The organism is Facklamia sp. P12955 (assembly GCF_050409565.1).
Classification (GTDB): Bacteria; Bacillota; Bacilli; order Lactobacillales; family Aerococcaceae; genus Facklamia.
The window spans coordinates 1-12,288 of the sequence record NZ_JBNUPF010000004.1 but is presented as its reverse complement, the minus strand read 5'-3'; the positions used below and the strand labels follow the sequence as shown (position 1 = coordinate 12,288).

20 protein-coding genes and 1 pseudogene are annotated in these 12,288 nt (G+C 32.7%); 7 read left to right on the top strand and 14 right to left on the bottom strand.

Going from position 1 to position 12,288, the window contains the following annotated elements; all coding sequences use genetic code 11:
* Nucleotides 1-113: 113 nt before the first annotated feature.
* The 7 genes from ACQV2G_RS01550 to ACQV2G_RS01520 form a co-directional block, all read right to left on the bottom strand.
* Nucleotides 114-1,052, bottom strand: a complete 939-nt coding sequence (locus ACQV2G_RS01550) for a phage replisome organizer N-terminal domain-containing protein (protein WP_428875922.1) — start codon at nt 1,050-1,052, stop codon at nt 114-116.
* A complete protein-coding gene (locus tag ACQV2G_RS01545) occupies nt 1,052-1,708 on the bottom strand; it encodes a putative HNHc nuclease (RefSeq protein WP_428875919.1) in 657 nt (218 codons plus the stop codon). Before ACQV2G_RS01545 ends, ACQV2G_RS01550 begins: the two co-directional genes overlap by 1 nt.
* A gap of 12 nt (nt 1,709-1,720) precedes the next feature.
* A complete protein-coding gene (locus tag ACQV2G_RS01540) occupies nt 1,721-2,578 on the bottom strand; it encodes a DUF1351 domain-containing protein (RefSeq protein WP_428875918.1) in 858 nt (285 codons plus the stop codon).
* Nucleotide 2,579: 1 nt separating this feature from the next.
* Nucleotides 2,580-3,275 (bottom strand): ERF family protein, encoded by a 696-nt coding sequence (locus ACQV2G_RS01535; RefSeq protein WP_428875916.1) that lies wholly within the window; start codon nt 3,273-3,275, stop codon nt 2,580-2,582.
* A complete protein-coding gene (locus tag ACQV2G_RS01530; RefSeq protein ID WP_428875915.1) occupies nt 3,275-3,496 on the bottom strand; it encodes a hypothetical protein in 222 nt (73 codons plus the stop codon). Before ACQV2G_RS01530 ends, ACQV2G_RS01535 begins: the two co-directional genes overlap by 1 nt.
* 68 nt (nt 3,497-3,564) lie before the next feature.
* Nucleotides 3,565-3,732 carry a hypothetical protein gene (locus ACQV2G_RS01525; protein ID WP_428875914.1) on the bottom strand — a complete coding sequence of 56 codons (168 nt, stop codon included), beginning with the start codon at nt 3,730-3,732 and terminating at the stop codon, nt 3,565-3,567.
* Nucleotides 3,733-3,933 (bottom strand): helix-turn-helix domain-containing protein, encoded by a 201-nt coding sequence (locus ACQV2G_RS01520; protein WP_428875912.1) that lies wholly within the window; start codon nt 3,931-3,933, stop codon nt 3,733-3,735.
* Between the two features lie 303 nt (nt 3,934-4,236).
* Here ACQV2G_RS01520 and ACQV2G_RS01515 point away from each other — a divergent pair, with 303 nt between their 5' ends.
* A complete protein-coding gene (locus ACQV2G_RS01515) occupies nt 4,237-4,464 on the top strand; it encodes a hypothetical protein (RefSeq protein WP_428875909.1) in 228 nt (75 codons plus the stop codon).
* Nucleotides 4,465-4,547: 83 nt separating this feature from the next.
* On the opposite strand, the gene ACQV2G_RS01510 is transcribed toward ACQV2G_RS01515, so the two are convergent.
* The 4 genes from ACQV2G_RS01510 to ACQV2G_RS01495 form a co-directional block, all read right to left on the bottom strand.
* On the bottom strand, nt 4,548-4,694 hold the full coding sequence (locus tag ACQV2G_RS01510) for a hypothetical protein (protein WP_428872850.1): 147 nt from the start codon (nt 4,692-4,694) through the stop codon (nt 4,548-4,550).
* A gap of 12 nt (nt 4,695-4,706) precedes the next feature.
* Nucleotides 4,707-4,937 (bottom strand): hypothetical protein, encoded by a 231-nt coding sequence (locus tag ACQV2G_RS01505; RefSeq protein ID WP_428875908.1) that lies wholly within the window; start codon nt 4,935-4,937, stop codon nt 4,707-4,709.
* Between the two features lie 114 nt (nt 4,938-5,051).
* Nucleotides 5,052-5,534, bottom strand: coding sequence for an ORF6C domain-containing protein (locus tag ACQV2G_RS01500; RefSeq protein WP_428875907.1), 483 nt, complete (start codon nt 5,532-5,534; stop codon nt 5,052-5,054).
* Nucleotides 5,527-6,387 (bottom strand): DUF3102 domain-containing protein, encoded by an 861-nt coding sequence (locus ACQV2G_RS01495; protein WP_428875906.1) that lies wholly within the window; start codon nt 6,385-6,387, stop codon nt 5,527-5,529. The genes ACQV2G_RS01500 and ACQV2G_RS01495 overlap by 8 nt, the downstream gene beginning before the upstream one ends.
* Nucleotides 6,388-6,444: 57 nt before the next feature.
* On the opposite strand from ACQV2G_RS01495, the gene ACQV2G_RS01490 reads away from it, so the two are divergent.
* Entirely contained in the window at nt 6,445-6,969 is a 525-nt protein-coding gene (locus ACQV2G_RS01490; protein ID WP_428872843.1) for a hypothetical protein, read from the top strand.
* 104 nt (nt 6,970-7,073) lie between these two features.
* Complete coding sequence (locus ACQV2G_RS01485; RefSeq protein WP_428875905.1) at nt 7,074-7,253, top strand: hypothetical protein; 180 nt, start codon at nt 7,074-7,076, stop codon at nt 7,251-7,253.
* Nucleotides 7,254-7,273: 20 nt separating this feature from the next.
* Here ACQV2G_RS01485 and ACQV2G_RS01480 read toward each other — a convergent pair whose 3' ends face one another.
* Both ACQV2G_RS01480 and ACQV2G_RS01475 read right to left on the bottom strand, forming a co-directional pair.
* Entirely contained in the window at nt 7,274-7,420 is a 147-nt protein-coding gene (locus ACQV2G_RS01480; protein WP_428872841.1) for a hypothetical protein, read from the bottom strand.
* Between the two features lie 14 nt (nt 7,421-7,434).
* Nucleotides 7,435-7,671 (bottom strand): DUF739 family protein, encoded by a 237-nt coding sequence (locus ACQV2G_RS01475; protein WP_428875904.1) that lies wholly within the window; start codon nt 7,669-7,671, stop codon nt 7,435-7,437.
* Nucleotides 7,672-7,845: 174 nt separating this feature from the next.
* Here ACQV2G_RS01475 and ACQV2G_RS01470 point away from each other — a divergent pair, with 174 nt between their 5' ends.
* The 4 genes from ACQV2G_RS01470 (at nt 7,846) to ACQV2G_RS01455 (ending at nt 11,987) form a co-directional block, all read left to right on the top strand.
* Nucleotides 7,846-8,481 carry a helix-turn-helix domain-containing protein gene (locus ACQV2G_RS01470; RefSeq protein ID WP_428875903.1) on the top strand — a complete coding sequence of 212 codons (636 nt, stop codon included), beginning with the start codon at nt 7,846-7,848 and terminating at the stop codon, nt 8,479-8,481.
* Between the two features lie 94 nt (nt 8,482-8,575).
* Complete coding sequence (locus ACQV2G_RS01465; RefSeq protein WP_428875901.1) at nt 8,576-9,730, top strand: DUF1002 domain-containing protein; 1,155 nt, start codon at nt 8,576-8,578, stop codon at nt 9,728-9,730.
* 221 nt (nt 9,731-9,951) lie between these two features.
* Nucleotides 9,952-11,046: a site-specific integrase gene (locus ACQV2G_RS01460; protein ID WP_428875899.1), complete on the top strand. Its 1,095-nt coding sequence runs from the start codon at nt 9,952-9,954 to the stop codon at nt 11,044-11,046.
* A gap of 137 nt (nt 11,047-11,183) precedes the next feature.
* A complete protein-coding gene (locus tag ACQV2G_RS01455) occupies nt 11,184-11,987 on the top strand; it encodes a hypothetical protein (RefSeq protein WP_428875898.1) in 804 nt (267 codons plus the stop codon).
* 75 nt (nt 11,988-12,062) lie between these two features.
* Here the strand turns inward: ACQV2G_RS01455 and ACQV2G_RS01450 are convergent.
* Nucleotides 12,063-12,145: pseudogene (locus ACQV2G_RS01450) on the bottom strand (IS3 family transposase); the annotation flags it as partial.
* Nucleotides 12,146-12,288: the final 143 nt, after the last annotated feature.

Sequence of the window (12,288 nt, the reverse complement as noted above, 5' to 3'; positions counted from 1 at the left end):
CCCTCCTAAAAATATTCATGTGTGAATTTGCCCGTCTTGTAATCATATTTAGCTATCGTTAAAGGGATCTGATACTTGTTCATTAATAACTGCATACATTTAAAATCCTCCCATCAAGATTTCAAAGTTTCTTTCAGTCTTTTCTTCATTTCTTCTTGCTTTTCTTTACTAACAACTTCTGATTTCACTTCTTGCTTATTCGTCATAAAGCTTGGCACTGGTTCAGTTTTTATGTGCTGATTACGGGTCTTATTCGGACTATTCATCTGTAAGACAAGCTTGTCATAATGTTTCCGTACTTTAGCTGGACTTAGAATAGTATTTTGCCAAAAGTCGTTATTCTGACACCAAATAACAACATTCTTCACTTGACTTAAATCTCTATTATCTAATTCGACTAATTTTCTGAAATCATCTGCCCAGTTTTGTAAATTAGGTTCTTTATGTTCAGGATTCCTTTTTTTGATAAGAGATAATAAAAATTTGGAAAGTAAGAAATAGTTAGAGTCCTCAGCATATCGAGACTTCGATTGCTGAGACTTATTACTCTTTTTCTTTATATCTATATCTATCTCTTTCTCTATCTCTTTCTCTGTGTCACTTTTCTGAACAACAATGTCACTTTTCTGAACGTTGTTGTCACAATGTGACGGTTCGGGAAGCTCAGTCAGATTTTCTTTTGCTCTGAGTTTTCTCATTCGCTTAGCAGAATCAGTCTCGCTTCCAATCATTTCATTTATTTGTTTAAGATAGAGTTCTCCCGTCTCTAACATTTCCACAAGACCAATTTGTTCAAATGTTTTCATTGCGACTGCTACTGTATCTAATGACGTGCCAGTTAGTTTTGCTAGTGCTTTTACATCGTATGGAATTAATTTCTCTCCTACATAGCGAACCAACTTACCATTATCTTTTAAAGACTCTAAGCATAGTTTTAAATAAAAAATCACATAATCTTTTCCGTTTTCTTGATCTTCTATCCATTGAATTGTATCTTCCTTAAAGAAGTTTTCATTTAGTTTAAGCCAGTAATACCGTTTGTTTTCACTCATTACATCACCCCTAATTCTTTTAGATCTTCCCTGGATAATTTAATTGGAACCACATTCCATTCTGCGCAAAACCAATCTAACCCTTTGTTATGTATTAGTTGATGGTGTTCCCTGCAGAGAGGTAAAAATGTTGACTCCAAATGATTATGTTTACTTCGGTTATTGCCCATACCAATTAGATTTGTTGCATGATGTATTTCTGCGTATTTATGACAAGCAACACACATTCTTTTCATAGTCATCTTGTAAACATACTTAGTAATATCGCTCGGTACGTACCCAACTGGATGCTGAAATGGTATTTGTTTATCAATGCAGTAATGAATTATCATATCTAACCATTCTGCTACTTCTTCTTTTTTCATTTTATTTCTAGCAATCGAAGGCTCTTTATCTGTGTCTTTTTCAATCATATACAAAGCTTTCATGTTAAGATTGATTCGACCCTTACGTTCTCCTGTATAATCATGTATGTCTCCGATTAATGCCCAATAGTGCTTCCTTTGCTGGTCTGTGCTACTCCCTTTAATCCAAGGTTCAAAATATCCAAATATGCGACCGTTCCATATGTTTTCTGTAAATTTATTAAAGTCAATTGAATCATGTGTTTTTAGTAAAATTTCATGGTCATTAAAGTTTTTAACCTCACAGCGCATAATATCCCCTCTTTAATTTTTTTCAGGATAATAGCGTTCAACTTTCATACCTGTACTAACAAGATATTCATTTAAATTGTTAAACTGTTTTATTGTCCCTCTAATTTTGATAATATCTTCTACAATTTTTTCTTGAGGTTCTTCATCTTTGATGTTTTTTATTTCTAAATCTTGGTTGTGGAGATTTGTGTTTATGTTTTCTTCCTGGATCTTATTTTCTTTTTGAGCAACAAGATTTTTCTTGTCTTCTCCTGCTTTAAAAATCCTTTGCAGTATTTCTTGAGAGTCGATTCCCCTGTCAAACATAGCTATCCAACCAGCGGTATCTTCTAACCCACTAGCTAGTACAGCTTGTTCAATGACTTTCAATTCCTGTTTTCTCTTTTCAATTTTTTCTTTTATATCTTTTACTTGTTGTTTGATTTCTTCTGCTATTTGTTCTTCAGAAAAAGTTCTGTTCGTCCACTTTGGATTGTGCTCTATTTCAAACCCCTCTCCGTGATTAGAAATCAAAACTTGAATTAAATCTTCTTTTTCCTGTCGTTCACACGCTTCAAAATCTTTGATATTATTTTCCAATTCTTCCCAAGCTTCGTTATAAATTGAAGAGATACTTTTCATATCTTTTTCAAAAACTTCTAACTCTTTCAGCTTGTCATTCTTTACTTTTTTTCTAGCAGTTTCTACTTCTTCTCTAAGTTTTTTAACTTCTGCTCTTTGTTTTTTAGCTGTTTGATAGGTCTCTTCACTAGCAACAACTATGCCTTTATATTTGTTAGCAGTTTTTTCTGCATATTCCTTGATTTGATTTAAATTTTTAATTTCGTATGAATCAGGTTTAAACTCCACAATTTGCATCAATTCTTTCATTTTAATTCCCTCCCCAATTAATAACTTCTTGTTCTTCTTTTTGCTTTTTCGCGTCTGACTTTGCTTTCGCTTCCAACTTTATTAACCATGGGACAACCTGGTTCCACATGTCAGGAGTGATTTCTTCTGTACTTTTAACTTTTAAATACTCAACTATCCACTCATCTAATTGTTGACGCGAAACTTTCTTAATATTTTGAATAGATGTTCTTAATTGATCAGCACGTTTAATCGTTTCTTCTAAAATCGGTTTTTGTGCTTTGTTAAATCTTTCTTTTTCTTTTTTGTTATGACCGATACTTTGGCTCGCTTCGTTTCCATCATCATCAACATCACTTGCTATTCCAAAGGCGCTTGATAATGAATAGCGCCTAGCGTAAGTAATAGCTGAACCCATGCCTTGTGCGGTCGGTTTGTCTGCTTTTAAATAAAGTGGATCAAACTCAATAAATTCTCCGCTCGAATGGGTGATTATAGTCGTAACTCCTGCCTGTCCCTGCTCATTAGTGATTGTAGATTGAACATAGGCTAATCCGTGATTGTGCGCTACATTGTCTATTGACTGAACCACATTTTCCAAAGGAACATATTTAGATTTAAAAAATGGGTTATCTGCGTCTTTTAAAGGTTGCTTGAATTCTTTTTTAAATTCTGACAAAGCCTTAAAGATGTTTTTTGTTGATTCGCTAAACCTCACTAACAATTCACTCCTTTGCGCAATTCATATCTATCAAATTGTCTAAAATACTCTGCTATTTCAGTCGGTTCATCATAAATAAGATCCCCATCAAACTCAATTACTGAATCACCTTCATAAAGTGCTTCGCCCTTCCAATCTTTAGCAACTGGCAAATCTTCATCTGGTTCCAATGGAACCCCTAAACTGTCTCGTGAGCCTTTTAAAAATCGTTGATTCATGGTATAATCCTCCTAGATTTATGTGTTAGTCCGCATTGCCGTGCGGACTTTTTTTATGTTGTTTTTCATTAGTACCATCCCAACTCTTCAAAAAGTAATGAAACAAACGGCCATGCAATAATGGAGAAAAACAGAAAATTAAGAACGAAGTAAAGAATATTATCTTGTCTTTTCTTCATTTCTTGCAGTTTTTCTCTTTTAAGTCTTTCACAGTTTTCTTCTAGTTTGATGTTCATTTAACTTTCCTTTTCCCTAAATTCATTTACATCCACTCCTAATGCATCTGCTAATTTAAAAGCAGTTTCTAATCGTATAGTTTTCTTTGTCTTTCCATTCACTATGTTGTGGACTAGTGAGTAGGTTAATCCTGATTTTTTTGCTATTTCATAGATACTTCTTCCATCATCAATGATTATTTTTTTTATTTTATTTAACATGTTTACCCCCATATCTTGTGTATTGTTTTTATCTAAGCACTACATCTTGTTGATCGTGTATCTTGCTTGTGATATATTTAAATTGTATTGCCCCACATTTTAGTGATAAATGGTGCGTATCGGGTGAATTCAGTGAAACCCTAAGTCTAATTCACTGAGCCAAGCCTTAATTGGAAGGTGCAACGCATAGGTCTTGAAATAATAGGCCCACGAGTGCCCGACATCTCATTGAGATGAAGATATATGCTGAACTCATAGGAAACTATGAGAAGTACCAGATAAAAAGCTGGTGCGATAACAGATTTGAAAGAATCGGTATTTACTGCAACATTGAAAGATGGAGAAATTTCTACAATTCAGACTGGAGTGAATGATTTATTGAAGAACTCGACAGAACTTGCTAAAACATTCGCTAAGTCTAACTTGGGAACAGAAGCTCTTTCTCATATAACGCCAGATGTAATCAACGCTACCAAGTCGTTTGCTAATGGTATAAGTAGTATTTCTGATTTAGGTAATACAAAAAATTAGAAAGCGAGGTAAGAAAATGGATTTGAAAATTGATGGTACTTTAACGCCCGACTTGTCTAGTCCTAACAAAAATTTTGTTGATATTAAAGAATCTTAATTTTTTTGTCCTTTATTTTAATTCCGTTTTTATTCACTACAATGTTGCTGAATTGGTTTCCCACTCGCCCTACCACTACACCGACTATCAATCCTGTAGTGACTAGGGCGACGTTTTTAATTATGTTTTTCATTTGCGTTCCTCCTTACTTAAATTTTTCTGCATCCATTTTTCTAAGGAATTCAATAAATCTAGAGATAATTACTATCGTCGTCTTTTGCGTCGGTTTAATCACCCCGTCTGAAAATTCTGGATCTTCATACATTTCTGAAACGTATCTAGCAGCTTGTTGTTTTCCAAGTCCTAGAATGACTTCAGGTAGTTTTTGTGTGGTTGTGGCAAACGCAACATCTGTCGGTATTGGTGTCAGTTCCATGATTATCCTCCCTCCTTTTAGACCTCACTTTGTCGCAGATTGAACAGTAAAACGTCTTTGTCTTTTCTGTTTGATTCGTGATTACCATTTCTTTATGACATGCTGGGCACTTCATTAATTGACACCCTCTACTTCCATAATTTTTAAAATGCCAGGTGTCGGGTTCAGCTCGCTACCACTAAACGATTGATAAGATAAACTGTCTAAGTAGATCATCAAATCTTCAAAACTTTCTCTTTTAACAGCTGTGTATCGAACAACATTCATCACATTTTTAATACGAGAATGAATTCTTCGTATGAATAAACCTTTCCACCCTTTGAATAAGTTGTCGCTATAATTTAGTCTTGTCTTTGCTAAGTGTTCTTTAGCAAATTGGTTCGCTAACGTGTGAACTTTTGATTGAATTTGTTTTTGTTCTTCATAATTAATCGTGATTTCTTTAGTGACGCGTTCAACTAAATTGGTCATTCGTTTTTCAGAATCTTCAACGTCTTTCTTCATTTGTTTCATTTCACGAACTAGTTTTAGTTGTGTTTGAATTGTATGCTCTAATTGTTCTAAACCTTGTGGATCTAACGTTGCTAAATCAGTCATTTATAATCTCTCCTTCTAAAATAATTTTTTGAGACAATAGGTCATTTATATCTCGAGTAAAACGATTTAAATTATTCAACAATTGGTTTAATTCTTGTTGAACGAGTGGGTCACTCTGCGCCAGCGAACTCAAATCGCTGTAAACAAGAGCACTTGCTTTGCTTAAAAAGCTATTGCTTTCTTTCAGTAACTTGTGCAAGTCGTTATACTCACTAATCTTCTTTTGCGTTTGATTCAATTGACCTTGTGAAGCTTGAATCGCTTCGTTGAGTTCGTCATACTTAATTGATTTTTTATTGACTTCCTCTTGTTCTCTCAACAACTTCTGATGTTCTTCTATCAGTCGTTGGTTAGTTATTTGCAACTGACTAACCTTTGATTTGATTTCATGGTAGTCGTTGGGGAAAACTTCCTTTTCAACCACCTTAGTTACCGTTTGTGGTTCTTGATTTGAAAGTTCGTTGATGATCTCATCTTTTTGTTTGAGTTGTTTTTTTAATGACTGCAATTCTCGAACGGTCGGCTGTTCGCCTTGCTCAATTTTTTGCATTTGTTCTTGTTTTTGTTCTTCTGGAAGTGTGGCGATTAGATACATGTTTTCTAAACCTAAATTGGGAGTTGACTTCCAATTTGGGAAATTTTCATAAACAGCAATATATTTATTAACCTGTTTACTTGATATTGAAAGTTTAGTTTCACACCAGTTCATGAAGTTGCCGTGAGTTAAGTCATTCTCTTTAATGTGCTTTAATCTTTTACCAATTTCCCAAAAAGATTTTTTCCCTAATTCAAAGAATGAAAAAATTTCTTCTTCTACAACTTTTAAATCGTTTGATAATGATAGTTCGTTCAATTGCATGCTCCTTTCTTAAAATAAATTTTGGTATAATCTCTTAAAGGAGATGATTTTTTGCCAAATATTCAGATAATTAATTTAGAAAACGCTTTTGATTTCATTGATTCTCTAACTTTTTCAGACTGGATTTCCTTTATAGCTTTATTAGTCTCTCTTTATTCGGTTTTTTACATTCGCAAAGAAAATTCATATAGAATTCAAATTACAGATTTATTTATTGATGAAGATGATAAATATAACCCTCCGATGTTACAGTTTTCGCTTTTTAACGATTCAAAAAATAGTGTTACAATTAAAAACTTAGAGATAAAAAATGTCGATGGTTCCTCTATCAATTTTTTGCCTGACTATATTCCTAGCGATGATTACTATTCTAATTTCCCAAGAGTAATTTCACCGGGTGAATATCAGCAACCGTTTGAAACAGAGATAATCATTCCTGCTAATAAAGACCAGTACTTTTCGTATTACCTTTCTTCTCCTATTAAAGAAGCGAAAATAACAATAACAACTAAACAAAATTTAAGACACTTTAATAAAAGTCAATCATTTATCGTTAAATTTTCTAAGCTTAAGTAAAATCGTTATATTTAAAATCAAATGAATTATTAAAAGAACATTAGTTAAAGTCATGAGAGTCTCTCCTTTCGTGATATACTCTCCTTAGAGGGAGGTGAAAATTAGTGACCGAATTTGCAAAATATAAGAGAAATTACGCTACCGAACGCGCATATGAACTTACTAAGTTAGCAATTGAAAATAACATGATTACTCCTAGCAGCGACCCTAAGGAAACCGCCTTAAAAGTCTACGAATTCTTTGATAATTTAACCGAAAAGTTAATTATTGATTCTGATAAATAACTTAACTAATTATTTGATCTTTAAACTTGAGATTGAATATTGAACTTATTCTCTATATAAAGTTCAACTTCAACTTCATAATTTTCTAGAGCTTCTAATTCTTTTAGAAGCTCTTTTACTTCTTCAAAATCATTTGCCGTTACTTTAACTTTCAACGATCTATACATTTAAATTCTCCTTTCTAGGATGGCTGTTTGGTTTTCCGAACTTTGACATTAAAAAAATATTGGTCTCTTTCTTCGTCAGGAATTGATAAAGCTTCAGATAAGTCAATAATTTCTTGGCTATCAAAATAACCTTTTCCATTTAACTTTCTACTCAAGGTAGACTCTGACATATCAATTAAAGGTGTAAGATTTTTGTAAGTATTAAACTTTTCTTTAATCCGACCTTTTAATTTTGAATAATCAAAAAGCATAAATTTCCTCCTTTCTGTTCGTTTAACCGAACTTTATAATCTTATTATACGTATTTCCGAACTGATTGCAAGCATATTTTCCAAAATATTTTTATTTTTTGAAAAATACCTATCACTATTGACTTTTTAGTTCGGTTATGCGAAAATTATTTTACATTATAAGGAGGTGAGAAAGTGAAATTTTCTACTAGATTAAAAAATGTTTTAAAAGAAAAAAACATGACCCAATCTGAATTATCTAAAAGAACTGGTATTTCGAAATCAGTTATTAGTGAATGGCTTTCTGATAAATATGAACCCAAACAAGATAAAGTATATATTGTTGCAGACGCTCTTTCATTAAGTCCTTCATGGCTGTTTGGTGTTTCTGATAGCAAATCTATTGATCAAAGTATTCTTAATATATACAACCAACTAAACGAAACCAGGCAAAATAAAGTTTATTCTTTTGCTGAACATCAATTGCAAGAACAAAAATCAGAATTAGAATATTATGGTCAAACGGCAGCTGGTGATCCACTAATAGGAGAACAAGTTGCTCCAATAATAAGCGACAGTCTAACAGTAAGATTATTAGTAAACGGAGACTCAATGGAAGACCTTTATCATGACGGAGATATTGTTACTTACAAAAAGCAACCTACTTTAGAAAACGGAGAAATAGGTATATTCGTTTTAAACGGTGGTGTCACTATGAAGAAATTTAAGAAAAATGGAGATATCAGATTACAATCACTCAACGACAAATACGAAGATATTGTTCTTACTGATAAAGATGATTTTACAATTTTAGGGAAAGTGATTAAATAAAAAAACGCCACTCACAAGCGGCGAACTTGTTGAGTGGCTACCCTCAGGGTTTAATATTACAATATAAAAATAACATATTTCAGGAGGAAATGGAATGAAGAAAATTATTTCTGCTATGTTGTCTTCTAGTTTATTGTTGTCCACCGTAAGTGTCTATGCTCAAGGAAATCATCAAGTCGCTATTGGTGGTTCTAATACTGAACCCGATATTGAACATCTCATTTCTTTACTTGGTGAAGATAGCGATGAATTAGTAATAGTAAACGGCAACGACTTAAATGAATATTTAAATGATGGCTCAAATGAATCTACAGGAGTTTTTTCAAGCGTATCAGTTGAATTTTTAGAACAAGATTCTGGTGTAGAGGTTGAAATAGTTACTCCTGAAAACATAACTGAAGTTTCAGCTACTACATATAGAAATGTCGCAATTGCTGCCGGAGCTAAAAATGTTCTTATTCAAGTTGCTGCAGCAAAACCCGTAACCGGTCACGGAGCATTGGCGGGTGTTTACAAAATTTTTGATGATGAAGGGATGGAACTAGCGGCAGATGATATCGAAAATGCTGAAAAACTAGTTGATATAGAGCAACTTTTATCTGACGAGACAAACATGAAAGATAGCGAAATTTCTAAATTTATTGCTGAGTTTCATTTAGCGATTATCGAAAAGATAGATGAAAAAGAAGAACTAGAAAAATCTGACATCTCTGACATCTTAGATGCCAACATTTCTAAATATAACTATGTCTTTACCGATGAATTAATGACTAACCTTACTGAATATGGTATAGCCTTCTCTAAATCTGATAATGCAAGAAATCCTGAAACTAAATCTTCTTTTGAAAAGACTTTAGAAAACATCGAAGAAATTGCAAAAACGTATAAACACGGAAACGTAGAAGTTACTTTTAACGATATATACTTTACGGATGAAAGAGATATGTATTCCGATAAAGATTTCGACAATGTTTTAGTTTTAGATTACGAAGTAGAAAATAAGGGTGACCAAATGAGTATACCGTCAGATCAATTGTTTAAATTGTATGTAGATGACAACTCGGCTGAATCTTATATCCTTCCTAATTATACTTTCGACGATGTTTCTCCAGGCAGAAAAGGAAAGGGAATCGTCGGATTCGCATTTAATGGGAATTATGAAAAATTAGAATTAGAGTTAAAGGATTATAACACCTTCAATGAAAAACCAACCATAATTGAAGTTCCAAAAAGTTTAAAGATTAAATAGAAAACAGCCACAACCCACCATTTTAAGAGTAAATAGTGAAGTATATGGCCTTTTATTTCACTAAGAAAATAGTAAGCGAAAAAAAACAAAAATTACTTCACTATAAAAAAAGTCATCGCCGCCGACCAAAGCTAAACGATGACTATTTGATAAATACGAAAAGCCCTTTTTAAGGGTGTCTTTTCTGTACCCTATTATACCAAATGAAAGGAGAATTGACCATGTGGGTTGAAGATTTACCCAACGGAAAGTATAAATTTGTTGAGTGGTATTCCAACGAAAAAAATGGTAAAAGAAAACGTGTAAGTGTTACTCTAAATTCCAAATCTGCTCAAGCTAAAAATAAAGCTCAACAATTATTGAATAACAAAATAGCTAAAAAGAAAACTTCAATAGAGACAAAAAATCTAAAATTCAAGGATTGTTTTACTGAATTCTTTGAATTCAAAACGAAACGTTGGGCCCCTTCCACAACTGAAAACATGCGGTCAACTTACAATGTCTATATAAAAACTGCTGATCTTTACGATTACTACCTTGATAAAATAACTATTCTTGATATTCAAAAATTACTAGACGATATACAGTACGAACAAAACAAGTGTGCTCAAATCACAAATCGAGTGAAGCTATTAATTAGTGGTTGTTTTAAGTATATGTCTGTTTATCACGATTATACTTACAATTTAGAATTTTCTACTTTAAAAGTTAAACCAATAAAAAAAAGAAAGTCAATACAGTTCATAGATAGCAAAGACTTGCCAGGGGAATTGGCTAAAATACGCCAAGAATTAAACGAAATACAAGGGGATCTTATCGAGGTGATGATTTTAACAGGGATGCGCTTTGGAGAGGTCACAGCGCTCACAATTGACGATTTTAACGGTTCTGAAATAACAATAAATAAATCCATCGATTCCCGTTCGAAAAGAAAAGCAGGAACTACCAAAACTCCACATTCAAACAGAGTAATTCAGACCAACGATCGAATCAATGAGTTAATTAATAAGAATATAAGCTTAAATCGATTGCGCTTTGGCAATGAAGCTCGTTTAATATTTGCTAACAGAAATAATAATCCAATGCTTTTGACACCAATAAATGATAAAATAAAGAAAGTCAACAAAGATTATACTTCACATACTATGAGACATACCCACATATCATTATTAGTTGAAAATAATTTCGATATTAAGTACATCATGGATCGTGTAGGACACGCTGATGTGAAAACGACTTTGGAAATATATACTCACATTACTAAAAAGCAAAAAGAGGAAGCGAAAGCTAAACTGAATAAGTTGGTCACTTTTTAGCCCCTTTTATATAAACCATAATCTCTAAATCCTATTGTATCAAAGGTATAGGAGGTGTGGTTGTAACGTTGTAAATTATACCTTAGAATACTAATAGAAACAATTTCAATTATAAAATCCTCTTGAAAGGAAACTCAATGAACACAATTAATAACATACTTAAACATCCTTTGATGCAGTTAGTAGGCTATCCTTTGTCGTGGATTGGTTTTGGACTAACTACCGCTATTTATTCAGTGAAGCAAGTCGACTGGTTAGATCTTGGGCTTTTAGCACTAGTTGTTATCTTAAGCAATATGACTAACCATTACAATTATTATCATCATATTTTAAAAGATCCCAAGGCTAAATCACCTATTATATACTATCTTTTATTAATAGGCTTGCTGACAGCCGCTTTGTTCTTTATGATAAACCAGCACTACATTATAAATATTTTGTTAATTATATACATTATCATAATAGTGGTTCAGTACCAATTTGTCCCTTTAGTTAAGACCATTTATCATATACTATTAAATAGTTATTTTACTGGCTTTTTACTAAATATTATCGCCTACTATTCACAGGCGAATACTTTAAACAATAAAGCAATGATATCTTTTATACCCCTTATTATATTGATGACAGCATTAGAAATAAATCAGCAGTTTCTTAAAGGAATATATAATTTTAAGATACTTGAAAGAAAAATACCCGTAAAGATTATATACATAGTCTTTTCAATGCTAGTACTAGCGAGTATTACAGGTGTTTACACCTCACTACCCACTCAGTCTTTCTACCTCGTTCAAATTCTATTCTTTGTAGTTACACTTGCTATTTACTTACCAAGCTTAATCCCTGTCAAGAAACATCACCGTATTCAAAACAAGCTGAATTATCAGGGTGCTATAAGTATAATTTTCATTGTTTTTTATAGTCTTAGTTATTTATTTTAGAGTAAAAAAAGAAAACCCCCTTCTATTTTTAAAATGTACTGAACCCATAAATACGTCACTTTAATCAAATAATCTTTAAGCGGCTTGTAACCTGTATCGGATAGGAGACAAGCCGTTTAATTTTAGTTTAATTCTTAATGCTTGTAACATTCAATATATCCTTAAATCGTTTCAGCTCATTCTTCAATACTTTCAACCTTTCTCCATAATAGATTGCTTGTTTTAGAAGTCCTTAAAGACGTCTATCGTGTGGTCCAAGACCTTCGTTTCTCTCTCGATCAATCAGACCCTCTTATGTTTA

Excerpts from the sequence above, each read along its gene's own strand:
- ACQV2G_RS01550 (WP_428875922.1), bottom strand. The coding sequence starts at position 1,052 with ATGAGTGAAAACAAACGGTATTACTGGCTTAAACTAAATGAAAACTTC.
- ACQV2G_RS01525 (WP_428875914.1), bottom strand. The coding sequence starts at position 3,732 with ATGAACATCAAACTAGAAGAAAACTGTGAAAGACTTAAAAGAGAAAAA.
- ACQV2G_RS01520 (WP_428875912.1), bottom strand. The coding sequence starts at position 3,933 with ATGTTAAATAAAATAAAAAAAATAATCATTGATGATGGAAGAAGTATC.
- ACQV2G_RS01530 (WP_428875915.1), bottom strand. The coding sequence starts at position 3,496 with ATGAATCAACGATTTTTAAAAGGCTCACGAGACAGTTTAGGGGTTCCA.
- ACQV2G_RS01455 (WP_428875898.1), top strand. The coding sequence starts at position 11,184 with ATGAACACAATTAATAACATACTTAAACATCCTTTGATGCAGTTAGTA.
- ACQV2G_RS01500 (WP_428875907.1), bottom strand. The coding sequence starts at position 5,534 with ATGACTGATTTAGCAACGTTAGATCCACAAGGTTTAGAACAATTAGAG.
- ACQV2G_RS01465 (WP_428875901.1), top strand. The coding sequence starts at position 8,576 with ATGAAGAAAATTATTTCTGCTATGTTGTCTTCTAGTTTATTGTTGTCC.
- ACQV2G_RS01475 (WP_428875904.1), bottom strand. The coding sequence starts at position 7,671 with ATGCTTTTTGATTATTCAAAATTAAAAGGTCGGATTAAAGAAAAGTTT.
- ACQV2G_RS01460 (WP_428875899.1), top strand. The coding sequence starts at position 9,952 with ATGTGGGTTGAAGATTTACCCAACGGAAAGTATAAATTTGTTGAGTGG.
- ACQV2G_RS01545 (WP_428875919.1), bottom strand. The coding sequence starts at position 1,708 with ATGCGCTGTGAGGTTAAAAACTTTAATGACCATGAAATTTTACTAAAA.
- ACQV2G_RS01505 (WP_428875908.1), bottom strand. The coding sequence starts at position 4,937 with ATGGAACTGACACCAATACCGACAGATGTTGCGTTTGCCACAACCACA.
- ACQV2G_RS01480 (WP_428872841.1), bottom strand. The coding sequence starts at position 7,420 with ATGTATAGATCGTTGAAAGTTAAAGTAACGGCAAATGATTTTGAAGAA.
- ACQV2G_RS01540 (WP_428875918.1), bottom strand. The coding sequence starts at position 2,578 with ATGAAAGAATTGATGCAAATTGTGGAGTTTAAACCTGATTCATACGAA.
- ACQV2G_RS01510 (WP_428872850.1), bottom strand. The coding sequence starts at position 4,694 with ATGAAAAACATAATTAAAAACGTCGCCCTAGTCACTACAGGATTGATA.